This window comes from Flavobacterium pectinovorum (genome assembly GCF_006438875.1).
GTDB classification, from domain to species: Bacteria; Bacteroidota; Bacteroidia; order Flavobacteriales; family Flavobacteriaceae; genus Flavobacterium; species Flavobacterium pectinovorum_A.
The window spans coordinates 90,616-116,266 of record NZ_RCZH01000007.1; the positions used below are offsets into that span (position 1 = coordinate 90,616).

18 protein-coding genes are annotated in these 25,651 nt (G+C 32.8%); 10 read left to right on the forward strand and 8 right to left on the reverse strand.

All coding sequences use genetic code 11. The features are described from left to right. The first annotated feature begins 43 nt into the window (after positions 1–43). A complete protein-coding gene (gene obgE / locus EAH81_RS11740) occupies positions 44–1,045 on the forward strand; it encodes a GTPase ObgE (RefSeq protein ID WP_140507205.1) in 1,002 nt (333 codons plus the stop codon). A 104-nt stretch (positions 1,046–1,149) separates the two neighbouring features. Here obgE and EAH81_RS11745 read toward each other — a convergent pair whose 3' ends face one another. Then, positions 1,150–1,680 (reverse strand): outer membrane beta-barrel protein, encoded by a 531-nt coding sequence (locus EAH81_RS11745; RefSeq protein ID WP_140507207.1) that lies wholly within the window; start codon positions 1,678–1,680, stop codon positions 1,150–1,152. A 315-nt stretch (positions 1,681–1,995) separates the two neighbouring features. On the opposite strand from EAH81_RS11745, the gene EAH81_RS11750 reads away from it, so the two are divergent. After that, positions 1,996–4,140 (forward strand): S46 family peptidase, encoded by a 2,145-nt coding sequence (locus tag EAH81_RS11750; protein ID WP_140507209.1) that lies wholly within the window; start codon positions 1,996–1,998, stop codon positions 4,138–4,140. A 244-nt stretch (positions 4,141–4,384) separates the two neighbouring features. Here the strand turns inward: EAH81_RS11750 and EAH81_RS11755 are convergent, their stop codons facing one another. Further along, complete coding sequence (locus tag EAH81_RS11755; RefSeq protein WP_140507212.1) at positions 4,385–10,705, reverse strand: alpha-2-macroglobulin family protein; 6,321 nt, start codon at positions 10,703–10,705, stop codon at positions 4,385–4,387. Positions 10,706–10,835: 130 nt separating this feature from the next. Here EAH81_RS11755 and EAH81_RS11760 point away from each other — a divergent pair, with 130 nt between their 5' ends. Beyond that, entirely contained in the window at positions 10,836–11,522 is a 687-nt protein-coding gene (locus tag EAH81_RS11760) for a tetratricopeptide repeat protein (RefSeq protein WP_140507214.1), read from the forward strand. Between the two features lie 63 nt (positions 11,523–11,585). Further along, positions 11,586–12,947, forward strand: a complete 1,362-nt coding sequence (locus EAH81_RS11765) for a UDP-N-acetylmuramate--L-alanine ligase (RefSeq protein ID WP_140507216.1) — start codon at positions 11,586–11,588, stop codon at positions 12,945–12,947. Positions 12,948–13,067: 120 nt separating this feature from the next. Here the strand turns inward: EAH81_RS11765 and EAH81_RS11770 are convergent, their stop codons facing one another. Beyond that, positions 13,068–13,694 (reverse strand): DUF1287 domain-containing protein, encoded by a 627-nt coding sequence (locus tag EAH81_RS11770; protein WP_140507219.1) that lies wholly within the window; start codon positions 13,692–13,694, stop codon positions 13,068–13,070. 132 nt (positions 13,695–13,826) lie between these two features. Here EAH81_RS11770 and EAH81_RS11775 point away from each other — a divergent pair, with 132 nt between their 5' ends. Genes EAH81_RS11775 through EAH81_RS11790 form a run of 4 tightly spaced genes read left to right on the forward strand, consistent with a single transcriptional unit; the run spans position 13,827 to position 16,435 of the window. Beyond that, positions 13,827–14,297, forward strand: a complete 471-nt coding sequence (locus EAH81_RS11775) for a GNAT family N-acetyltransferase (RefSeq protein WP_140507221.1) — start codon at positions 13,827–13,829, stop codon at positions 14,295–14,297. Then, positions 14,298–14,987: a RadC family protein gene (gene radC / locus EAH81_RS11780; RefSeq protein ID WP_140507223.1), complete on the forward strand. Its 690-nt coding sequence runs from the start codon at positions 14,298–14,300 to the stop codon at positions 14,985–14,987. A 3-nt stretch (positions 14,988–14,990) separates the two neighbouring features. After that, on the forward strand, positions 14,991–15,677 hold the full coding sequence (locus tag EAH81_RS11785) for a YjjG family noncanonical pyrimidine nucleotidase (RefSeq protein ID WP_140507225.1): 687 nt from the start codon (positions 14,991–14,993) through the stop codon (positions 15,675–15,677). Between the two features lie 2 nt (positions 15,678–15,679). After that, complete coding sequence (locus tag EAH81_RS11790) at positions 15,680–16,435, forward strand: hypothetical protein (protein ID WP_140507226.1); 756 nt, start codon at positions 15,680–15,682, stop codon at positions 16,433–16,435. A 15-nt stretch (positions 16,436–16,450) separates the two neighbouring features. On the opposite strand, the gene EAH81_RS11795 is transcribed toward EAH81_RS11790, so the two are convergent. Beyond that, positions 16,451–17,728: a replication-associated recombination protein A gene (locus EAH81_RS11795; protein ID WP_140507229.1), complete on the reverse strand. Its 1,278-nt coding sequence runs from the start codon at positions 17,726–17,728 to the stop codon at positions 16,451–16,453. Between the two features lie 152 nt (positions 17,729–17,880). On the opposite strand from EAH81_RS11795, the gene EAH81_RS11800 reads away from it, so the two are divergent. After that, a complete protein-coding gene (locus EAH81_RS11800; RefSeq protein ID WP_140507231.1) occupies positions 17,881–18,651 on the forward strand; it encodes a rhomboid family intramembrane serine protease in 771 nt (256 codons plus the stop codon). Between the two features lie 65 nt (positions 18,652–18,716). Further along, the gene (locus tag EAH81_RS11805; RefSeq protein ID WP_140507233.1) at positions 18,717–19,229 is read left to right on the forward strand and encodes a hypothetical protein; all 513 of its coding nucleotides are present in this window, start codon (positions 18,717–18,719) and stop codon (positions 19,227–19,229) included. A gap of 13 nt (positions 19,230–19,242) precedes the next feature. On the opposite strand, the gene EAH81_RS11810 is transcribed toward EAH81_RS11805, so the two are convergent. The 4 genes from EAH81_RS11810 to EAH81_RS11825 all read right to left on the reverse strand — a co-directional run bounded on the left by EAH81_RS11810 (position 19,243) and on the right by EAH81_RS11825 (position 25,550). Next, entirely contained in the window at positions 19,243–20,043 is an 801-nt protein-coding gene (locus EAH81_RS11810) for a DUF2490 domain-containing protein (protein WP_140507235.1), read from the reverse strand. A 42-nt stretch (positions 20,044–20,085) separates the two neighbouring features. Then, complete coding sequence (rlmB, locus tag EAH81_RS11815; protein ID WP_140507238.1) at positions 20,086–20,820, reverse strand: 23S rRNA (guanosine(2251)-2'-O)-methyltransferase RlmB; 735 nt, start codon at positions 20,818–20,820, stop codon at positions 20,086–20,088. 88 nt (positions 20,821–20,908) lie between these two features. Beyond that, positions 20,909–22,357: a RagB/SusD family nutrient uptake outer membrane protein gene (locus EAH81_RS11820; RefSeq protein WP_140507240.1), complete on the reverse strand. Its 1,449-nt coding sequence runs from the start codon at positions 22,355–22,357 to the stop codon at positions 20,909–20,911. Between the two features lie 4 nt (positions 22,358–22,361). Next, positions 22,362–25,550, reverse strand: coding sequence for a SusC/RagA family TonB-linked outer membrane protein (locus tag EAH81_RS11825; RefSeq protein ID WP_140507243.1), 3,189 nt, complete (start codon positions 25,548–25,550; stop codon positions 22,362–22,364). Positions 25,551–25,651 lie beyond the last annotated feature (101 nt).

The following is a 25,651-nucleotide window of genomic DNA, read 5'->3' on the forward strand; positions in this document are numbered from 1 at the left end:
GAGCAATCTAAAATCTAAAATCTAAAATCTGAAATTTAAAACAATGACAGAAGGAAATTTTGTAGATTATGTTAAGATTTATGTTTCTTCCGGAAAGGGAGGAAAAGGATCTACACATTTACATAGGGAGAAATTTATTGAAAAAGGAGGCCCGGACGGAGGTGATGGTGGTCGTGGAGGACACGTATATTTAGTTGGAAATAAAGGTCTTTGGACATTGTTTCACTTAAAATTTGCTCGTCATATTAAAGCTGGTCACGGTGGAGATGGAGGAGGAGATCGTAGTACTGGTGCTGATGGTGACGATAAATTTATCGAAGTTCCATTAGGAACTGTTGTAAAAGACAAAGAAACTGGAGAAACTTTATTCGAAATTACCGAAGACGGTGAAAAAAGAATTCTTTCTAAAGGTGGAAAAGGTGGATTAGGAAACTGGCATTTTAGAAGTTCAACGAATCAAACGCCAAGATACGCTCAACCTGGTTTACCGGGAGTAGAGATGGATGTGATTTTGGAACTTAAAGTTTTGGCAGATGTTGGATTAGTAGGTTTTCCAAATGCTGGAAAATCAACTTTGTTGTCTGTATTGACTTCAGCAAAACCCAAAATTGCCGATTATCCTTTTACAACTTTAAAACCAAACTTAGGAATTGTCGCTTACAGGGATTATCAATCTTTTGTAATTGCTGATATTCCGGGAATTATTGAAGGTGCTGCCGAAGGTAAAGGTTTAGGACATTATTTTTTGCGTCATATCGAGCGTAACTCAACATTACTGTTTTTAGTTCCTGTTGATACGCCGGATATTAAAGGCGAATATGATATTTTGGTTAATGAATTAACCAAATACAATCCGGAAATGTTAGATAAAGAACGTCTTTTGGTAATCTCAAAATGTGATATGCTGGATGATGAACTTAAGGCCGAATTGAAAGTAGAACTTGATGTTGCTTTCAAAGATATTCCGTATATGTTTATTTCTTCTGTTGCTCAACAAGGTTTGACTGACTTAAAAGATAAACTTTGGAAAATGTTAAACGACTAAGTTATCTATTTTAAAAATATAAAAACCCGACAATTTAACTTGTCGGGTTTTTTGTTTTCAAACGAAAAAAACAAATTTATTTCAGATGAGTTTTAATTAGAAAACTAAAGTCCGAAATTTTTTGAGATCCCAACATTGAAGTTTTTTCCAAAGTCGAAACCTATACGTTCTTCTCTTGGAGTTCCTTTTCCGGAAAGATTATCATAGTATACTCCTCCAATAGAGAAATTTAAACCAAAACCTTTTTTCATGTTTATGAATAATGCCGGCGTTAAGTTTGCGTACATTCCTTTAGCATTATTAAGCGTTGTATCTTGATAACCAACTCCTAAATCGGTATAGAAAGAGAATAAATCAGAAAGAGGTGTTGAGTAACGTGCAAAAGCTCCAATTTTGTATGCTTCTTCTCTTGCGGAGCCTGATTCTTTGTAGTTTTGAATTGAACCCTCAACTCCGGCTGTCCAATGATTGGTAAACTGATACCCTACTTTTGGAGAAAATTCAAATCCTTCAATTTTATTGTCACCAATTTTTTCTGACGCAAATCCAACATTTCCGCCTAATAATATTGAACCTTTTTGAGCATTTGTAATTGTTGCAATTAATAATGCAACAGCTAATAATAATTTTTTCATTTTGTTTTGATTAAATAATTGGTCACAAACATAGGGAATTAAAATTTGTAAGAAATAATTTATTTTAGTTTTTATTTATTGAAAGTATATTTTTACAATTTAATTATGGTATTAATTAATTTCAACGATTTTTGTTTTAACTTTTAAGAGTTTTGCAGAACAAAAATTTGAAAAAGAGGTTGTATTCTTCTCTTTATGAAATTATGAATTTCGTAAAATTGTTTTAAAAAGCATTCTGTATCTTTTGGTTTTGATAATCTGAGTTATTTTTTGTTGCGAAAATGAGTTATATTCGCAGGACTTAAACAAAATAACATGAAAAAAATAGTTTTATTCTTGACCATGTGCTTAATGGCTTTTCCTGTAAAAGCTGATGAAGGAATGTGGTTTTTGATGTTTATCGAAAGATTGAACCATAGAGATATGGAAAAAATGGGCTTGCAATTAACAGCCGAAGAAATTTATAGTATTAATCATCATAGTTTGAAAGATGCTGTTGTACAGTTTAACGGAGGATGTACTGCTGAAATCGTTTCTAAAAACGGATTGGTTTTGACAAATCACCACTGTGGATATAATGCAATTGCAGAACTTTCGACAGCTGAACAAAATTATTTGAAAGATGGTTTCTGGGCAAAAGAAAGAAGTGCCGAAATGAAACCAAAATCTTTATATGTACGTTTCTTTGTTCGTATGGATGATGTTTCTAAAAGAATTTTATCAAAAGTCAATGATAAAATGACAGAAACAGAAAGAAATAAAGTTATTCAGCAAGAAATTGCTTTAATTGAAAAAGAGAACAATGAAGGTGGAAAATACACTGTGTCTGTTCGTCCTTTCTTTCAGGGAAATGAATATTACTATTTTGTTTATCAAGATTATACAGACGTTCGTTTAGTAGGAACGCCACCGGAAAGTGTTGGTAAATTTGGTGGAGATACGGATAACTGGGAGTGGCCTCGTCAAACCGGAGATTTCTCTATGTTTAGAGTTTATGCTGATAAAGACGGAAATCCTGCAGCTTATTCTAAAGACAATGTGCCTTTGCAGCCTAAACATTATTTACCAATAAGTATTAAAGGTGTAAAAGAGAACGATTTTGCTATGATCTTAGGATATCCGGGAAGAACAAACCGTTGGATGCCCGCTGGGGGAATAGAGCAAAATGTTAAGTTTGCTTATCCTGCCTGGGTTGAAGGTGCAAAAACCGGAATGGATGTAATGAAAAAGTATATGGATAAAGATGCAACAGTTCGTTTGCAATATGCGTCTAAATATGCTTCGACAGCAAATTACTGGAAAAACCGTCAAGGTATGATCGATGCTTTAACAAAAGCGGGAACTGCTGCTGCTAAATCTGAACAAGAAGATAAGTTTTATGAATGGGCTACTAAACCTGCTAATAAAGAGAAGTACGAAAATGTAATTCCAACGATCAATGATTATTACAGAGAAACAAACTTAAAAGCGACTCATGATAATTACTTATCACAACTTTTACGTACTTCAAGTTATGGAACCGGACCTGCAAATTTAGGAAATGCATTGATCGCATATTATAATGAAAATGATGCTAAAAAAGCGGAGATGTTGCCTAAGATTAATACAATGATCGACAACATTTATGGTGAGTTTTATGCTCCTCTTGAGAAAGATGTTTTAACGGCACAATTAAATCTTTATGCTTCTAAAGCTGCTGAATATGGTTTAGCTCCGCAAATTGCTAAAATGAAATCAGAGAATAAGGGTGATTTTACTGCTGACGTTGCAAAAGCAACTGAGATAAGTTATTTTACTTCTAAAGATAAAGTATTGGCATTTATGGCTGATCCAAAACCATTGGCAATTGTACACGATCCATTGTACATTATTTCTAATGATTTGTTGACAAAATACCGTGCTAAAACAGATGATCAGGCAAAAGCTGATGATGGTTTTGCAATTGCTTACCGCGAATTAGTTGAAGGTTTGAGAGAATCAAAATTGAATGCAATTCAATATCCGGATGCAAACTCTACTTTGAGATTGACTTACGGAAAAGTTCGTGCTTTACCTGCTGACCCGCGTAATGATGCTAAAATAAACAATTATACAACCATGGAAAGTATGGTGAAAAAGTATAAAGCAGGTGATCAGGAATTTGATTTGCCAGCTCGTTTATTAGAATTAAACAAAGCAAAAGATTTTGGTCAATATGCTGATAAAGCAGGATATATGCCAGTAAACTTCTTAACGGATAATGATATTACAGGTGGGAATTCAGGTTCTCCGGTTCTTAACGGAAAAGGGGAATTAATTGGAATTGCTTTTGACGGAAACATTGAAGCTATGGCTGGAGATGTTATTTTTGATCCTAAATTGCAAAGAACAATTAACGTAGATATTCGTTATGTACTTTGGATTATTGACAAATACGCAGGAGCTAAAAATATTATTGACGAAATGACGATTATAAAATAATCTCAATTTATTTATAAAACAAAACCCGACAGATTTTAAATCTGTCGGGTTTTTTTGTGCTTAAAAAATAAGATATTCTCAAAGTATGTCATTTCGACGCAAGGAGAAATCACACTATCCCGAAGCTTCGGGACGTAAAGAAATGTTGTCAATCTTTGTCGAGTTACGTGTGTGATTTCTCCTTGCGTCGAAATGACAAAACGAAACGAAATAATGGTTTATTTGTGAATTTTACATACCGTTATTAATTTACTTTTACTCGAATTCCTTTAGTGTGACTTGCAAACTCGGGAGCATACATACTTTCAATTGTGGTAATTCCGTTGGAGAATTCTCCACTGTTGTTTACGCGAATCTCATATTCTAATACATAAGTTCCTTTGTTTATAGAATCAAAGAAGAAATGCGTTGCGGCATCTTTTGTGCTCATATAATATCCCAAACGATCTTTGTATTTATATTCTGAAAGTGTATTTACTGGTTCAAAACAAGAAGCTCTCATGTCTTTTAGGTGAACAAATTCCATATCTTCTTTGGATTTTATAATTAATCTTACGGTAACTAAATCTCCCGTTTTTAAAGGGTTTTTAGTTGTAATTCTTTCCAATTGATCTCCTTTTAATGAATTCTTCTTCAAATATAATTCTTTAGAAACGGATAAAACTGCTCCCGAATTTGTTTTGATTTTATCTAAATCTTCAAAATACTGCCAATAAACACCGCCAAATCCCGGAACTTTTGATTTGTTTTGAATCTTTATAGTAGCCATTTCTTTTTTCACTTCATTCGCTTTCCAGTTCAATTTGATATATCCGGTTTCAGCTTCTTTTTCGTTTTCGGCTAATTTTTCGGTTAAGATTTTTTCGTCTCCAATTTTAATAACAGTATTGTCTTTTACGGATAACCAATCATTTCCTTGCATCAATAAAGCATAAATAGCTTCAGTTGTAGCTTTTGTTGTGGGCCAGTTTTTAGTCTGTTTATTTTTTAGCAACCAAACTTTCATAGCATCTACAGATTTGGTATCGTGATTTACTTCGGCGAAAGCCTCAATTAATAAAGCCTGAGTTTCTATTGGCGCCTGATACCAATACCAACCTGCTTTGTTGGCAATCCAGTACATTCCCCAATCTTCATTGTTTGATGACGTTTCTTTTAGACTTTCGATGATTTTCTTGGCAGTTTCACTTTCTCCAAAACGATTTAAAGTCAAAGCGGCTAATCCTTTTTCGTAAATAGAATAATTTAACCAATCTTTTTTGGCTGTCTGCAAGTACAATTTGGTTGCTTTTTTCAGCGTATCTGAAAGTGGATATTTATCTAAATAAAAACTTCTGGTATATAAATAGTGCAAATCAGAATAAGGATTGATCCAGATTATTTTATCAGTTGTTTTTAAGTTTTTTGTTCGACCTTTATAATATTCCAGGAATTTATTGTCCAGAAATGGGATTCCGGTTTTGGCAATTACATCGATTTTATCCTCATTGTCTTTTGTTTTATTTAGTTTAGACAAATGACCCAAACCAGCCAGAATATGTCTGGTAATATATTCGCTTTCGTCATTTCCGTCAAACCATGAAAATCCTCCTGATGGTTTCTGCTTTTGTTTTAATTTTTCGAAAGTGGCTTCTTGCGAAGTTTTCATTTTTTCTAAATCAAATAAAAGTGCGAGATTCTTTTTCTTTTCATCTTCGCTTTGAGCGTCATTTAACCAAGGCGTTTCTGCCAGAATAATTGATTTTAATTCTTCATTTTCTTCTAATTTCGAATTCAGTTTTCCATTTTTTCTCCAATCTTCAAAAACAGTTGCAATCTTCGGATTACTGGAAATGATTTCTGAAGCCAAAGCATTGGCATAAAAACGAGCGAAAGTTTGTTCCGCACATTCATGTTCATATTCCATTAAATACGGCAAGGATTGAATTGCAATCCACGAAGGATTTGAAGTATATTCAAACGTAAGTTGATGATTTTTTAAAGTCGTCGAATTGTTGTTTTTTAAATTCGTAAACGTATATTCTTTAGTCGAATTTTCACGAACCCAAACCGGAATACTTTCTGTAACCAACATATTGTTTGTCAAAACCGGAAGTATGTTTTCTTCTCCATCAGAAAAATTACCAGATTTAGCCAGAATTTTATATTGCACGCCTTGCAAACCTTCAGGAATTGAAATGGTCCAACTTGCCGTTGTGTTTCCGAAAGCGCCTACAGTAAAGTTTCTAATGTTTTTTGCATTCAGCATTTTAGCATCAATTGGCTGCATTGTTACAGCATCAAAAAACTGTAGAATCGCAATTCCTGTTTTGGGTTTATCTGTAATATTCGAAATTTTAGCCGAGATTACAATCGTATCTTTTTCTCTAAAGAAACGCGGAAAATTTGGTAAAAGCATTAACTCTTTTTGAGTCACAACACTTTTCTCTAAAAGACCGGAAACAGCATCTTTATTATGCGCCAATAAACGAAGTTTCCAAGAAGTTAAAGCTTCGGGAGAAGTAAAGTTGAAACTTACTTTTCCGTTTGCATCCGTTCTTAAATTAGGATAAAAGAAGGCAGTTTCTGAAAGATTTTTTCTTGCTTTGACTTGTGTTAAGGCTTCTAAAGCTTTTTTGGTTGTGATAATTATAACGCCATTTGCACCTTTGCTTCCGTAACTTGCTTGTACATCTTTATCTTTTACGACGGATATATCAAGAATGTCTGCCGAATTTAGATTGTTAACATCATTTTCAGTAGCAATTTCTCCATCTATAATGTATAAAGGATTTATTAGTTGAGAAGAATTTGAAACACTACCTTTTATTTTGAAAGAAGATTTCTCCGAACGACTAATATATAATAAGGCTTTTTTCTTTTTTAAAGTGTCACTAGAGATTGCGTTATAAACTTGATTGTCTTCCTCAACTAATACGGCCGCAGGTCCAGCACCAACAGGAGAATCAACTGTTAAAACAGCTTCAGGATCTCCTTTGATAGTTTCAATGCCTACTTTTTTGTCTTTAATTTCAGTTATAGAGTAATTAAGAGAATCACCATATCTACTATTGTAAAAGTCAAAACCAAACCAGTTTAATTTTGTTTCTTCTTTATAGAATTTATCTATAGACAGATCTTCATCTAGGTTTTCTAAAGAAGCATTTATTCTTTCAAAACCTAAACCAGATTTAAAATTGGTGGAGTTGTAATGGTAATTGTTTATGTTTAAAAGATTCCAATCTTTTATTGTAAACTGATCAAGAGAACTGTCATACATAGATGCTAACACTTCTGCCTCAGTTTTGGCATTGATTGACTTTAGTTTAAATGACCACTTTTCAGTACTTCCGGGTTCGATTTTATTTCTAAAACTCTCGACAGTGAATTCTAGTTTAGATTCTTCTGTTTTTAATGGAACGTTTATTTCATCTTCAAAAATTTCGTTCTCAAAAATACTTTGAAAACCCAAACGCATTGAATTTTCAAATTCATTTTTTAACGGAATTTTGATTGTTAGTTCATTGTTTTGTAAATGATAGGTGTTTTCAAAATAAGACTGATTGCCATAATTTCCGTTTGTAATGATATATAGATCTGGAATTACTGAAGAAAGTTTGACTTCGACAAAACCATCTTTTTTTGGATCAGTATTAATTTGTTCAGCCGTAAATAATTTACTCGGATTAAACTTGTCTTTGCTTTGTTTGATTTCAAAAGTCGAAACAGATTCTATAGGATTATTAAAAGTGTCCTTTGCGGAAAAAACAAGTTTATAATTTCCGGATTTATAATTTGAAATAAAATCAAGTGCTATTTTTTTGTCTTTTTCGGTATCTATTTTCTTTGAGAATAATAAAGTTTCGCTAGGTTTTTCGGTTTTAATTTCGCGGATTTCATAAGGAAATAATCTTTCAAAATCAGCTGTCGAAATGGTTTCGATTTCTGGTTTTGGCCAAACTTGTTCTTTAAATTTATTAGAAAATGGGCTTACGAAATACAATTTAATTTCGCCTTTTGCTGCTAAAAATTCTCCGTTTAAATTGGTACTTGTAAGGATGATTTCATTTTTGTTTTTAGTTTCAATACGACTTGGAATACTTGCATTGATAATCAAATCATGATAACCTACTTTTATGATGGTTTCTGAGGTGTGTGTTTCTCCATTGATATCCGTAACATCCGCGGTTATTCTGTAGTTAAAGACAGGTAATTGTTCTTTTATTGTATTTTTTGAAGGTTCGGCTATAAATTCAATTACAAATTTTCCCGAAGCATCTGTTTTGGTTTCACCTGTTGCCATAACTTCGTTTTGTTCTTGTCCGTAATAATTTCTAAAATAGCTTATAAATCGATTTACAGTATAAGTCACTTTTGCATCAGAAATATTGCTTCCTGCAAATGCTTTTGCAATTCCGTTTACTTTAATAGACTGATTTATCTGAAAACTTTCTTTTTTAGGATCAAAATCTACTTTGAATTTTGGACGTTTGTATTCTTCAACTCTAAAGTTAATTCCTGCGCTTTCAAGTTGTACATTTTTCCAGAATTGTTCATTTTGGTTGCTTTTTGTATCAATGTTTCCTTTTGCAAAATCTTCAGGTCTTGATACATAAATATTGAAATTGCCGGTTAGGCCACTTTTAGGCAAAACGAATTCTCCTGAAAATGAGCCAAATTCATTTGTAGTAACTTCAAATTCTTTAAAGTTTTGATAGTTAGCATCTTTAATCATAATTTTAAAAGAAGTATTAGCAACAATTCTTGTTTTGTTTTCTTGCTTTTGAATTGCAATTCCTTTGTAGTAAACCGTTTGCCCCGGACGGTAAATTGCCCTGTCTAAATAAAACTCGACTTTGGCGTTTAAAGTCTTGTTTTCGTTTGTATTGTATCGCTCTGTATATCGAATATAATTTTGAAGTGGAAAAATCGTATCATTCTCTAATGAAAACTGAGTATGATCATTGTAAGAGTGGTTGTTACTTCCAACATAGGATGCTAAGCCGTTTGTATCTGTTTTAAGGATATAATAGGACGATTTTATAGACACATTTTCCAGAGGTTTTCCTGTTTTTCGATCCAAAACCTGAAAGTTTTCTTTACTATCTCCTTGAGATGCCAGAATGCTTAAGTTTGAAACTGTCATAGTTTCAAATGCAGAAGCTTTCTTGTCTTTTAATCCGGAATCGCTTTCAAAATAAACTAAATAACTTCCTGTTTCTAATTGTGGAAGAAGAACTTCTGTTGTATATTCAAAATAATCATTTTTGTTTTGAAGTTTGTACTCTTTAGAGGCAATTGCACTTTTATTTTTTATAATTATCTCAGTTAAACTATCCTGATTGTAGTATCCTTCTGAGTATGAAAATCTTTTTAGGGTTTTTTGATCTATTTTGTAGAATGATATTTTTAAGTTATCAATATTTTTATAGTTGATAAAAGCTCTGGTATTCTCTTTGGTATAACTGTATTTTTGAAGTCGAATATCCAATGATTTAGCAATAACGTTTTGTTTTTGCTGTAAGGCGGTTTGGGATTCATTCGTTTTATCATTGATCTTTATTATATCGTCATACATTTTGACAGCTTCAATTTTATAATCCGGATGAAATTCTTTTGAAGCTTGAGCAAGTAAAAGTTCAGTCTTTTTTAGCAGGATTTTTTGAGTAAGAATTTTGTCGTTCGTCTGTTGTTGAAGTTCATTTAAAAACTGCGTTAAATCATCCGTAGGTTCCGGTATGAAATCACTGCAGAATATAACTCGGTTAAATTGATTTTCTAAAGAAGGATTACTTGATTCTAACTTTTGATATAAAGCAATAACTTTTCTAAGTTTTTCATCTTTTATAAAACTTAAATCAAGTTTCAAAAATGCATCTGAATTTCCTAAAAGTTCGTTTTTATGTACTGCTATTTCACTATTTTGAATTTGCCAACGCTCTATTTTTTCGGTAAAAAAATCGATATTTTCTTTGAGTAAATAATCATATAAGTTTTCCGTTTTTAATTTTTCTAAAGACAAAAAATCAAAGATAGCCTGATAATTTGAGAGTGGAGTGTTTTTTAGAATTGACTCGTTTTCCAGTGTTTTTTCCATAACAGCAATAACTTCCTTTTCAGATGTAAATTCTGTTGATGGACTCTGATAATCCTCAGATGAAGGAACTTCAACACTGTCTGCCACGGCATATGCTGCTTCGTCTACAACTGCAAGGGCACTATCAACAACTGTGACAGCATCATCATAATTAGAATAATTATTTATACATTTTGCATACACTAAATTCAAAATTGCTTTTGACGGTATTGAAACCCTATTAATATCGGTTTTAAGATTACTTAAGATTTTAGTTTTTGCATTTTCATCAACTACCTGAAGATACTTAGATTGATAAAAAAAACATTTTATCATTTGAACTTCATCTTTTCGTGCTACAGCTTTCTTGTAGATTTGATCAACAATTTTGCTAGCGGATTTTATTTTACCGTCATTTTCATAGGAGGTAACTTTAATCCATTTTTTATCATTTTGTTGCGCAAATAAAGCTGTTGTAAACAAAAGGAAAACAAATAGTATATTTTTCATAAGTCGGTTTTAGGTATATAGAGTGCGGTTTTGGATTAAAGGTTGGGAACGTTGTAAAATAATTCCGTACAAATTACTAATTTATCTGTAAAAGCAAATGATACATTTTATATTTCCTTATTTTTGAAACATGAAAAAACTGCTATTCTTTTTTTTGTTGATACCTATTTTAGGATGGTCGCAATCGAATTTCGAAAAAGGAGAAAAGTTGTTTCAATCAAAAAAATATGCTGAAGCACAAGTTATTTTTGAAGCTATTCTAAAAACAAAAGCTTTAGACATAAAAACACTTGACTATTTAGGAGAAATTGAAGCGCATCAAAAATCATGGGTAAAAGGAGCAGAGTATTTCAAAAAATTAAAAGAATTGAAACCTACAGAAGCCGATTATTTTTTTAAATATGGAGGTTGTTTAGCCATGAGAGCTGTGGAAGTGAATAAAATAAAAGCTTTTACGATGGTACCTGGAATGGAAGAAGCATTTGAAAAAGCAATTGCTCTAAACCCAAAACACGTTCAGGCGAGATGGGCTTTGATCGAAATATACTTGCAATTACCCGGAATTTTGGGAGGAAGTGAATCGAAGGCAATTTCATATTCGAATGAGTTGGCCCAATTTTCACCTGTAGACGGATATTTATCGAAAGGAAGAATTGATGAATATTTCAAAAGATATGCATCGGCAGAAAAAAATTATATAAAAGCAAATGAAATTGGTAAATCAAAAGTTACATTTCAAAAATTATATAATTTATATTTGAATAAATTAAAAGACCCTAAAAAGGTACAAGAATTGAAAAGAAAATTTGAAGCTTAGTAATTAGTTTCAAAATTGAATTCCTGCAAAATGGAATTTGGAACTTAAAAATTGGAATTTTAAATGAGAACACATTTCATCGCAATAGGCGGGAGCGCTATGCACAACTTAGCATTAGCATTGCATAACAAAGGATATCAGGTTACAGGTAGTGATGATGCTATTTTTGAACCATCAAAATCTAGATTAGAAAAAAAAGGAATTTTACCGATTGAATTAGGTTGGTTTCCTGAAAAAATCACGGCTGATATTGATGCGATAATTCTCGGAATGCATGCAAAAGCTGACAATCCGGAGTTGTTGAAAGCACAGGAATTGGGTTTGAAAATTTATTCTTATCCTGAATTTTTGTACGAACAATCTAAGAATAAAACGCGTGTTGTAATTGGAGGTTCTCACGGAAAAACTACAATTACTTCAATGATTTTGCATGTAATGCATTATCATAATATCGAAGTCGATTATATGGTAGGCGCACAATTGGAAGGTTTTGATACTATGGTGCATCTTACTGAAGAAAATGATTTTGTCGTTTTGGAAGGCGATGAATATTTATCTTCTCCAATCGACAGACGACCAAAGTTTCATTTGTACCAACCTAATATTGCTTTGATTTCCGGAATTGCCTGGGATCATATTAATGTTTTTCCAACGTATGAAAATTATGTTGAGCAATTTGAAATTTTCATTGCCAAAATTACCAATGGTGGAATCTTGGTTTATAATGAAGATGATTCTGAAGTAAAACGTGTTGCCGAAGCCGCTACGAATCCAATTCGTAAATTGGCTTATACAACTCCAAAATATAGCGTTCATGATGGTGTAACTTTGCTGGAAACTCCGGAAGGCGATATGCCAATCGAAGTATTTGGAGCGCACAACTTGAACAATTTGGCTGGAGCCAAATGGATTTGCCAAAACATGGGCGTTGATGAAGCTGATTTCTACGAAGCGATTGCTAGTTTTAAAGGAGCATCAAAACGATTAGAAAAAATCGCAGAAGGAAAAGGAAAAGGAAAAGTTGCCTATAAAGATTTTGCACATTCACCAAGTAAAGTGGCTGCAACTACAAAAGCGGTAAAAGAACAATATCCAAACAGAACTTTGGTTGCGTGTCTGGAATTACATACTTATAGTAGTTTGAATGCAGAATTTTTGAAAGAATATGAAGGAGCACTTGAATATGCGGATGTTGCAGTTGTATTCTATTCGCCTGACGCTGTAAAAATTAAACAACTTGAAGAAGTAACTTACGAACAAATCGCGAGTTCTTTCAATCGCAAAGACTTGATTATTTATACCAATCCTGCAGAATTCAAAGAATATTTGTTCAACTTGAATCTTGAAAACTCAGCTTTGTTATTGATGAGTTCTGGGAATTACGGAGGATTGAACTTTGATGAAGTGAAGGGATTGATTAATTAGAAAATTAGTCAATTAGTCAATTAGAAAATTTGATAATGTGCCAATGCAATTTTGTAGTTGGCACTTTTTTTTAGCTTTAAGTTAGAGTTTAGATTTTTTCTATTGGAATTTATTGAAATTTTATTCCCAATATCTATAATGTCCTACGATCTTGTATTTGAATAAACAATCTTCGAGAACTTGTCCGTTGCTGACGTTGTGTACAATTAGATTTCGTTTTCCGTCTGTTGATTTTTTGCTTGTAATAATTCCTATATGTGGCAATTTGTCGTTAATCATCCAGGTTACAATTTCTCCGGTTTTATAATCTTTTGGGTTTTGAGTTATTGGTAATTCTTGTCCATTTCTTTCAAAGAAAACTTCTAAATTCGGAACTCTTCTATGATCGATATTTGTATCAGTTTTTGTCATTCCCCATTTTTGTAAATTCGGATATGCTGAAAAATTCGCTATCATATCTTCATGAATTTCTTTTTGTAAATCGATACCTAATATTCGATAAGAACGGATAATAACATCTGTACAAACTCCTTTATTTTTTGGAATATCGCCGTTTGGGTATTCTATCGAAAAATAAGACGGATCGTATTCTATCGAAGAATCAATAATAGAGAGCGCCGCATTTGACAATTTATCTGCAAAAGTGTTTGATATTGCTGTAGAATTTTCGGTTAGAACTGCTGCTTTTTCTTTTTGATTGCAAGAAAAGAATAAGAACACGATGATAAAAGTATGTATAGATTTCATTATGATAAATATAGGAGTTTGATTGATAGTTATTTTACGTTTAAAATTAATTAATTTTGAAATAGTAATTCATTATTTATGAATGATTTTTCTTATTTTTTAATATATTAGCCCTTCAAGAATATAATAAGTATGAGTGCAAGAATAGAGGCTGTAAGAACCACAAGTGAGAATCCTGATTTTGTAAAATTGATCGATATATTTGATACCTTTTTATGGGAACGTTATCCGGAGTTGAAGAAAGAGTATTGGGGTAACAATTTGATTGAATTTAATGATAATGTTTTTCTTATTTATTTAGAAGGAAAACCCGTTGCAAGTGGGTGTTTTAAAAAATATAATGAGAGTACAGTAGAGTTAAAACGTATGTTTGTTTCGCCAGAAGCAAGAGGTTTAGGATTGGCACAACTGGTTATTAAAGAACTCGAAACAGAAGCAAAGAATCAAGGTTTTGAAACCATGATTTTGGAAACGCTTTATAAACAAATTGAAGCCATAAGTTTATATCAAAAAGTAGGGTTTGAAATTGTAAAAAACTATGAGCCTTATGTTGGCTTGACAAATAGTGTTTGCATGAGTAAATCTATTAATGTTTTGCAATAGATGGACATAACTTATTTTCCAATTTCAGATTGGTCAGAAGAAGATCGTCCCCGTGAAAAGTTAATTTTAAAGGGAAAAGAAGCTTTAAGTAATGCTGAATTAATTGCCATTCTTATCGGTTCTGGAAGTCGCAATGAATCTGCTGTTGATTTAAGCCGTCGTATTTTAGCTAGTGTAGATAATCTGAATTCTTTAGCAAAATTATCTCTGTCTCAATTAATGAATTTTAAAGGAATAGGAGAGGCGAAAGCTATTGCTATCGTTGCCGCTTTAGAATTGGGCCGTCGTCGAAGAGTTGAAGAAACAGTTCAGTTGATTCGAATAACTTCAAGTAAAATGGTTTTCGATATTATGCAGCCCATTATTGGGGAATTATCACATGAAGAATTTTGGGTGCTTTTTCTTAATAATTCTAATAAAGTAGTTTCAAAATCACAATTAAGTCGAGGAGGAATTACGGGAACAATCGTTGATGTTCGCCTTATTTTTAAACTTGCACTTGAAAACGGAGCTACTGGTTTGATTTTGAGTCATAATCATCCTTCCGGGAATTTGCTTCCAAGTGATGCAGATAGAGAAGTTACAAAGAAAATTAAGTTAGCGGGAGATAGTTTAGATGTTAAAGTTTTAGATCATTTGATTATTACTGAAACAAAATATTATAGTTTTGTAGATGAAGGAATTTTATAAGTTATGAATACCACTATTACCGACATTTTTTTTGATTTAGATCACACACTTTGGGATTTTGATAAAAACTCAGAGATGGCTTTTGATCGTATTTTTAAAAACAGATTTCCTGAAATTAAAATTCAGGATTTTATAGCCCATTATGCTCCCATTAATCAAGCTTGCTGGAAGTTATATCAAAACGATGAAATTACACATGTCGAATTGCGTTACAATAGATTAAAGTTTTCTTTTGATGCTTTAAATTTTGAAATATCGGATGAAGATATTAATCAAGTTGCAAATGATTATATCGAATTTTTAACCGATAATAATCACCTTTTTGATGGTGCAATTGAAGTTTTGGAATATTTAAAACCAAAATACAATTTGCACATCATTACCAATGGCTTCGCAAATGTTCAGGACAAGAAAATAAATAACGCTGCACTTGCGGGTTATTTTAATACTATAACAAATTCTGAACTTGCAGGCGTTAAAAAGCCGAATAGTATTATCTTTGATTATGCTGTCAATTTGGCTAAAGCTTCAAAAGAAAATAGTATTATGATTGGTGATTGCCTTGACGCAGACGTTAATGGAGCATTAAACGCTGGTTTGGACGCTATATTTTTCAATGATAAAAAAATTGAAGCTCCTGAGAATATCAAACAAATAAACCATTTATTAGAACTTAAAAAATATTTATAATTATGAGAATAAAATTTTTGTTAATTGCATTTCTAGCTTCGTTTATTGGGTTTTCGCAATCTGTTAATGACTATAAAGCGGTAATTGTACCTTTAAAATATGATTTTCTTAAAACCGAAAATCAATATAGATTGTCTACAATGACAAAATCTAATTTAATTAAAGCTGGTTTTCAAGCTTTTTATGTAAATGAAGAACTTCCTGCAGGATACGGAGATCGTTGTGATCTTTTGTATGTGGATGTAAAAAGAGATAATGGATTTTTAGTAACTAAACTTTATATTGAGTTTAAAGATTGTTACGGAAAAGTGATTTATACTTCGGAAATTGGTAAAAGTAAAGAGAAGGATTACGAAGTTGCTTATAGAGAATGCTTAGATCTTGCATTTGTTTCTGTAACAGGATTACATTATAAATATAGTGGTAAAGCCGTTGCTCCAACAGTAAGAGCGACGCCTGTTAGTCCTGCAGCTGCGGCAGTTACAACATCAGCAGCAGTTGCTGTTGCCGTTGCTCCTTCGCCAGATCTTAAAGATTCTAATTTATTGTATGCACAACCAACAGAATCAGGATACCAATTAATTGATAAAACACCAAAAGTGGTTATGAAGTTGCTTAAAACTTCTCAATCTAATGTGTTTATTGCAATAAAAGATAATRTGCAAGGTTCATTAATTTTGAAAGAAGACGGATACTGGTATTTCGAATCTTATCAAAATGATAAATTGGTTTCAGAAAAAATTGTCGTTAAATTCTAAATATAAAATGTGGTTTTAATAACCATATTTATCTTTCCAACGGTTCTTTAAAAATTCACGGTTGCTATTCTCTCTAGAATTGTTTCCCGGATTATAAAGAACCGTTTCTTTTATAGCATCTGGTAAAAATTCCTGCTCGGCAAAATTATTGGCATAATCATGCGAATATTTATAATCGTCACCATAACCTAATTCTTTCATAAGTTTGGTTGGCGCATTTCTTAAATGTATTGGAACAGGTAAATCGCCAGTTTGCTTAACGAGTTGTTGTGCATTTCCAATTGCCAAATAAGATGCATTACTTTTAGGAGAAGTAGCCAAATAGATTGCACATTGACTTAGTATGATTCTGCTTTCGGGATAACCAATTGTTGTTACAGCCTGAAACGTATTATTCGCCATAATAAAAGCGGTTGGATTTGCATTTCCAATATCTTCGCTTGATAAAATCAGCATTCTTCGGGCAATAAATTTCACATCTTCGCCACCTTCAATCATTCTTGCCAGCCAATAAACAGCTCCATTTGGATCGCTGCCACGAATTGACTTGATAAATGCCGATACAATATCGTAATGTTGTTCACCACTTTTGTCATACAAGACAGTATTTTGCTGCACCAATTCAAAAACACGATTATTTGTAATGATTATTTCGTCTCCGGACGAAGCATTTACAACTAGCTCAAAAATGTTTAATAATTTTCGGCCATCACCTCCGGAAAGTCGGAGTAAAGCTTCTGTTTCCTTAAGTATAATATTTTTGGTTTTTAGATAAGTATCGGTTTTCATCGCGCGATGCAATAAAGCTTCCAGATCTGCTTTTGTAAACGCGTTTAAGATATAGACTTGGCAACGTGACAATAATGCAGGAATAACTTCAAAACTTGGGTTTTCGGTCGTTGCGCCAATAAGTGTAATCCATCCTTTTTCGACCGCAGCCAAAAGAGAATCTTGCTGCGATTTACTAAAACGATGAATCTCATCGATAAACAAAATAGGATTTTTAGCCGTGAATAATCCGCCGCTTTGTTTTGCTTTTTCAATTACATCACGAATATCTTTAACACCGGAATTTATAGCACTCAAGATGTAAAACGGACGTTTTGATTCTTGTGCTATAATTTGTGCCAATGTCGTTTTTCCTGTTCCCGGAGGTCCCCAAAATATTAATGAAGGAATTATTCCTTTTGATATTTGTTGTGTTAACGAACCATTTGGACCAACCAAATGACTTTGACTAATGTAATCTTCTAATTGCTGTGGGCGAATACGCTCGGCTAAAGGTGCTTCCATTTTGTAAAATTACTATTTTCAATTTTAATTTTATAGTATTAAAGGGTTACAAATCATAACAAAGGATGTGGAGGCTTTAGCTGACAAATTATCAGTATATTGTAATTGGATAGTTTTTTGATATTGTTATTTTAAATTTATTTCCAAAAATCATGAACGATAACCATTTTAAATTTACAACCGCCGTTATTGGTCTTCCTGTTTTTTTTGTTCTTTTTCTGTGGATTGTTTATTGGGTTCAGATACGGTTTGATTTTGACTTTTATCAAAACGGAATTTATCCGCGAGATTTTTCAGGTTTACAAGGCGTTTTGTTTAGTCCTTTTATTCATGAAAATTTAAGCCATTTATATAATAACTCCATTCCGCTTTTGGTTTTATTGGCGGCTTTACAATTTTTTTATCCAAAACAATCTTTTAGTGTTGTTGTATATGGTATTTTGTTTTCAGGATTAATTACCTGGATCATCGGGCGAGAAAATTTCCATATAGGCGCAAGCGGTTTAATTTATGTTATAGTAAGTTTTATTTTTTTCAAAGGAATTCAAACTGGTTATTATCGTTTAGTGGCACTTTCGTTTGCGGTAACTTTACTATATGGAGGAATGATTTGGTATGTGTTTCCAGACGTTGACAAAACGATTTCGTGGGAGGGGCATTTGGCAGGTTTCATAACAGGTTTTGCAATGTCTTTATTTTATAAAACGCCTGAATACGCAAAACCCATTGTTTATGATTGGCAAAAACCCGATTTTAATCCGGAAAATGATGCTTTTATGAAACACTTTGATGAAGATGGAAATTTTGTTAATACCGAAATTCCAGAAGAAGATTTAGAAGATATCTCGACTTATTACAATTCAAATCTTTCAATCAATTATACCATAACGAAAAGAGAATCAGAGGATAAAATCGGAATGTAACTATTTGTTTTGATTCTAATTGACTATTTTTGCTAAAGACATTCTAATTTCATTTCTTCCTTTTTATGAAAAAAATCAGCTTTGCAATAGTGTTGCTATTAGTAGTTTTAATTAGTTCAGGTGCATATGCGCAATGTGAAATAAAAAACAGAGTCCTTGCTGATGGAACAATGATGTATTATTTTGAACCGGCTGTTTTCTATACCACAAAATCTAAATCTTTAAAAATAAATATTGTTACTGATAAAGAGCATTATTTTATTGCTTTACAACCAACTCCATTTCCTCCTAAAAAAGATGGGAAGAAAATCAAAGATGATTTAATAATCCATTTGGCAAATAGTAATACGTATAAGTTATCTCATTATGATACCCAATATAGACACAATGATTCTATAATGCAGGTGCTTTATTTAATCGATGATAAGGATATTGAGGCTTTTTCTAAATTTGAAGCTAATGTCGCAGAGATTAATATGGCAGGAACTGATTTTATTCGCGATTACCAGTTTAAATTACATAAGGATGCGATTGTTAAGCAACTTGCTTGTTTTCTTAAAAAAGAAGAAGATAAATGAAGATAAATAATGATTAGTCTTCGTTTGCTGCTTCAGTTTTATGTAATAATTTTTTATTAAGATTTTTAAAAAGGTTGTTAAACGTTACCGTTAGTGATGCGGCATTTACGATTTGATTTCCTTCATCTCTAGGCAGATATTCGTTTGCGTATGTTAGTTCTACCTGTATATCATCTGTGAACAAATAACCTGCTCCAATATTGAGTCTGTTTCGGTCAAAGAAACTAAGTCCTGTTACTTTTGTGCCTGATTTAAAGAATAATTCATCTGATGCGATTGCATAAACAACTCCTTCCCGCAACACTTTACTGTTGATTGGTTTTAGATATTTTACTTGCTGACGATATCTTAAAACATTGTCATAGGTGCCATCTTCGCTTCTCATATGTCTAAGTTCCATTCTCATTCTCGTACTTAAAGTGTAACCGGTTTTATGAAAATAGTAAATACCCTGAAGAGCGAATCGTACTTCAGGTGATTTAAATTGTCCTATTTCCGGAACATCTTTGTTGTAATTGTATGCTATAAAAGAGGAAAGCTTCCATCGTGGAGAAAGGTAATAATGTCCCCAAACCCTGGCTGATCTTTGAATGTTTTGCTGAAAAATATTAGAAGAAGATTCTGTACTGCTATAAGCGGCACCAAGATTTAATTCTGTTGACCATTTTTCGTTTATGGTTCTATTGAATTGAATTTCATTCCAAAACTGATTGTAAGTAGTGGTTTGTCCATAGTTTATACTTGTAATTAAGAATATTACAAGTATAAAGCGGAGTTTTTTTAATGGTATGTTATGAGTAAATCTTGAAGACATTCATTGTTGTATTTATTTGACGTCTTTATTCTCAACATTTTTTTAACTTCTTTGACGGACTGCTTCGTATAAAAATGCTCCACAAGCTACGGAAACATTTAGAGATCCTATTGATCCAAACATTGGTAATTTTGCTTTTTCATCTACAATTTTAAGTACAGACGGGTTTATTCCTCTGTCTTCAGATCCCATGATAATAGCTACAGGTTCATTTAGGGCTACATCATAAATGTTTTGATCTGTTTTCTCAGTTGCGGCAACGGTTTTTATTCCTGAACCCTGAAGATAAAAGATAGCGTCTTTAATATGTTCAACTTTACAAATTGGCACATTAAACACTGCCCCGGCTGATGTTTTTACAGTATCACCATTTACAGGTGCCGAACCAGCTTTTTGAACAATGATTCCATTTACTCCCGTACATTCAGCAGTTCTAATGATAGCTCCAAAATTTCTTGCATCAGAAATTTGATCTAATATTAAAAACAATGGTTTTGATCCGGATTCAATTGTTGATTCAACTAAATGTTCTAATTCTATAAAGCCAATAGGGGAAATGGTAGCAACTGCACCTTGGTGATTGTTTGGCGTTAAGCGATTTAGTTTTTCCACAGGTACATATGAAAAATTTATGTTGGCACGTTTCATGACCTTCATTAAGTCTTTCATTAATTCTCCGGAAATTTCTTTTTGTATAAATACTTTATCAACTTCTTTTCCTGCTTGAATTGCTTCTATAATGGCTCTAATTCCAAATATTTGATGTTCTTTTTCCATGGGACAAATATAGGTATAATGTTTATATAAAAAAAAACCACTCTGAATGAACAGAGTGGTTTAGTATGTAATTTAAAGTACTATTTAATTATAGTGGGCTTTGTACAATTAGTGGATTTGCATCAACTTCCGCTTGTGGAACCTGGAAGATAAATCTATTATCTGTTGCAGGGATGTTTAATTTTCCAAAAGTTGGGTGATTTGTTCCAGGATAATCTCTAGTAAGACCAACATGTAAACGTTTCATGTCAAACCAAGCATAACCTTCTCCCCATAATTCAATTCTTTTTTGAAGAATGATTTCATTGATTAAAGCAGCTCCTGTTTTTGTAGATAATACATAAGATGGATCTCTTGTAATTGTAATATCATATAAAACTTGTTTTGCTGTACCTTCATTTCCTGATCTTGCAAGGGCTTCAGCTTCAATGTAATATAAAGCGGCAGATCTCATRTAGATATAATCTCCAGAATCAATAGTTGGATCTCTGAATTTCGTATTAGCATATGCTGGTAATGAAGGATAAGTTGCATTTCCAGTAGAAGGTGATACAAAAGCAGCTTTTCTATAATCAGTATTAGAAATACTTTCGTAAAGATTTTTATCTATGTTTTTGTATACCCCTAGACCTCCAGCATATCCAGAATCATTTGTATTATCAAAATGACCAAAGAAACTTGCTACGAAACTACTTTGTGCAGAAGTTATTGTTGATCCCCACATTGTTTCATTACCAGTAGTGATATCGTAGAATCCAGTGTTCCAATCTACTTTAGTAAGTAAAGTGTAGTTTTGTCTCGCTTTGTGAGCAAAATCTGCAGCTTGTGGATATTTCCCCATTTCTAAGTAAACATCAGCTAAGAATGCTTGTGCTACAGATTGGTCTAATCCATCTTTGTTTTTACGTACGAAACCCTCAAGTAATTCAACAGATTCTTCCAAATCAGCTTGAATTACAGTATAAACTTCAGCAACAGTAGCTCTTGGTTTACCTACATAAGATACTTCAGTATAAAGCGGAACAGATAGTTTTGACTCATTACCAATGTAAGTAGGACCATACATACGCGCTAACATAAAATAAAAATAACCTCTTAAAGCTAGAGCTTGTCCTCGTGCTGCATTTAGTTTTGCATTGTCAGTTTTAGCTGGGATAGCGGTAAGAACTATGTTTGCAGTTTTAATTTGAGGATAGTATATACTCCATGCTAATTTTGATCTTGAGTTGGTTTGTGTTCTTCCTAAGTAATTATAGAAAGATCCATACCAGCTTGATTTTGTCATTAACATATCGTTTGACATCATATCTGTTGCAGCAAGAATAGATTTGTGACCGTAATCTTCGTGGCTACCTGCAATGGATAGACCGAAAGATCTTAAGGCTGAATAGATCCCGTTGATAATTGCACTATTTGCCTCGGCAGATGTTGCAAGTTGCTCGTCATTAATTGTTGATTCCGGTTGCGTATCAAGAAAATCCTTTGAGCAGCCTGTGAGTATCAATAGGGACATTGATAATATTAATAATTTTTTCATGTTCTTAAAAATTTACTGTTAAACCAAATGAGATAGTTTTCATTACTCCATACACATTCAGGGACTGACCATTGTTTGATCTAGAACCTAAATTGTTCAATCTTGGGTCCATACCTTTTCTTTCTGACCATAATGCTAAGTTGGTCCCCATTACGCTAAATTTAGTAGATGTAATTCCAAGATCAGTAAGTTTACTGTTTTTGAAATCGTAAGATAAAGAAACATCTTGTAAGCTTATGTAATCTGATTTTATTAAGAAATAGTCAGAAGCTGCCATTTGTAAAGTTGAAACGTGATCAATTCTTGGTATATTAGAATTAGGATTGTCTACACTCCATGCTTTTTCTGAGTCTTTATGGTAGTTTTGTCCAATATTATCTCCTCCAGAATACATTGCGCTTTGGTAAACTCCATCAAACATGTAACCTCCAAATTGATAAGCGAAACTTCCTTGTAATGTTAAATTTTTGTAACGTACTACTGTTCCAAATCCTCCATATACAGTTGGATTTGCATCTTTATCGCTTAAATACTGAGTTGCGTTCCCGTAAACATTAGTTGTCGTTTTTCCAGTTACGGCTCCAGAAGCATCTTTTTGATCTACATACCATAAAGCATCTCCGTTAGTTTTGTCAACACCTGCAAATTCTCTTAAGTAATATGCATAAGCAGGAGCTCCAACTTCAAAACGGAATATTCCAGATGTAAATGGACTTGGTAATGAAGTTACTTCGTTTTTGTAATGCGTTCCGTTTGCCCAGATATTAAAGTCAACATCTTCAGTTTTAATTATGTCTACACCCAGGTTAATCTCAACTCCTCTGTTAACCATGTCTCCAATGTTTTCACTAATAAAGTTCGTTCCTGTTGATGGAGAAAGTGGTCTGTTGTAAATTAAATCACTAACTTTTCTTTCAAAGTATTCAGCTTCAAGGTTCACTCTGTTGAATAATTCGATTTCAAACCCAACGTTCAGGTTTTTAGAAACTTCCCATTTGATGTCTCTGTTTCCGGTAAATACCTGAATAACTGTTGCATCTCCGCTAGCATCTGGTACAATATCATATTGATTTTGGTAAGCATAATAGTTTCTGCCAGAACCAAAATAACTACGGTGTTGAATTGATGTACTTGCAGGGTAGAAAATGTTATCATTCCCTTGTTCTCCGTAACTCCCTTTAATTCTTAAATCTGTAATAACTTTAGATTTAGGGAAGAATGATTCTTTCATTACAGACCATGCTGCTCCAAAACCATAGAAATTACCCCATCTGTTTTCAGGTGCAAATACGGATGATCCATCTCTTCTGAAACTACCATTAACAAAGTACTTTTCTTTATAGTTGTAAGTTACTCTTGAGAAGTATCCTTCAACTTTGTATAAGTCATTATAACCATCTACATAGTTATATTTAGTAGCATTGCTTAATACTGGTAAACCAGGTATCATAACTCCACTTTTTTGTCCTGCTAGCATTTTTGATGTAAAATCAGATGACTCATGACCAACAAGTATATCCAAAGTGTGGTTTCCGAATGATTTTTTCCAAGATAATAATTGTTGGTTGGTGATCGTGTAATCATCTTCTGAAGCGGTTCCAATTCTACCACCTACTCCTGCGTCATCACCACCTTCTCCGGTAGTACTGTTTAAATAGTATCCAGATAGTAAATCATATCCAAGGTTGTATCTGAAATTGAAGTTTTTTAAGAAATCAATAGAAACATATCCTCTTGCGCCAAATTTATTTTCTTGATTTAAATTTGTGTTTAATAAGGTAGTTGCATATGGATTTAAATTTGCTCCATAAGGACGATTTCCGTTTTGATTAAAGTCGTAAACTTTGCTTCCATCAGGTTTAGTTACATAATTACCAGCAGCATCTCTTTGGTAGATAGTGTAAATAGGAGCGATATTTCTAGCCCAGCTAAATAAGTTACTATAAGTTGCAGATCCTACTTGAGAGATTGGAGCATTTTGATCTGAATTCGCATAGTTTAAGTTAGCTCCAACTTTTATTTTGCTGTTTACATTGTAATCTACATTTGCTCTAACCGTAGCACGTTTAAAGTCTGAATTAACGGTATAACCATTATCTTTTAGATATCCAACAGATAAATAAGAGCTAAGGTTGTCAGTGCTACTTGATAAGCTTAAGAAATGTTCTGTTCTTGTAGCGTCTCTGAATAATGCTTTAGACCAATCATCATGGTACAATAATTTTGCATTAGGATTTATTTGTCCTGTTGCAGGATTTATTACTTGATTGTCAGCAACATTATAATTGTTATACCCTAAAGAGTATTCTGCTCCACTAATCAAAGTTTGAGATGCTACAGTAGATGCTGCAGCAGGAGTTGCACCATCATATATTAATCCAGTTCTAATTCTGTTGTAAACAGTTTTATAGTATTCTCCTGGATCTGTAATCATGTCGTATTCAGGAACGGCTCTTGAGTTAACTCCGATTTTTGTTTCGTAAGTTACTTTCATTTGTCCTTTTTTACCTTTTTTAGTTGTAACAATGATTACACCATTTGCTCCTCTACTACCGTATAAGGCGTTTGAAGATGCATCTTTCAAAAAGGAAATAGATTCAATATCTTGCGTTGCAATAGCATTAATGTCACCATTGTATGGGATACCGTCAACAACGTATAAAGGTGAATTAGAAGATGATAATGATCCAATACCTCTAAAACGTACTTGAGGAGGATCTCCTGGTTGTCCTGAGTTTGCTTGAATTTGTACACCGGCAACTTTACCAGTTAAAGACTGAATTGCATTTGAAGCTTGAGTGTTTTCTAGTGCTTTTGCGTCTATTTTTGTAACTGCTCCAGTGATCTCAGATTTTTTCTGAGTACCAAAGGCAACTACAACAACTCCTTCAAGTTCTAGTGCGTCTCCTGCTAGTTTAGCGTTAACAGTTGTAGACGTTGCTGGCTCTTCTTTTGCCTTCATTCCAATGTAAGTAAAGACCAAAATTTGGCTTGGAGAAGCTTTAATAGAGTATTTTCCATCAAAATCTGTTTGTGTTCCTGTTTTTGTTCCTTTTACAAATACACTAACACCTGGTATAGGCATTCCTGTATTGTCAGAAACAATCCCTGAAACAACTCTTTCTTGCGCAAAAGTTAGTTGCGCCACTAGTACCAAAAGAAGTACTAAGAATCCATTGAACTTTAGTTTCATTTTTAATTATTTTGAATTAGTTCGACAAAAATCTTAATAATTTGTTAATCTACCTAATATAAAAAGCTTTTTTTTTAGTTAAATTATGATTTTACTATAAG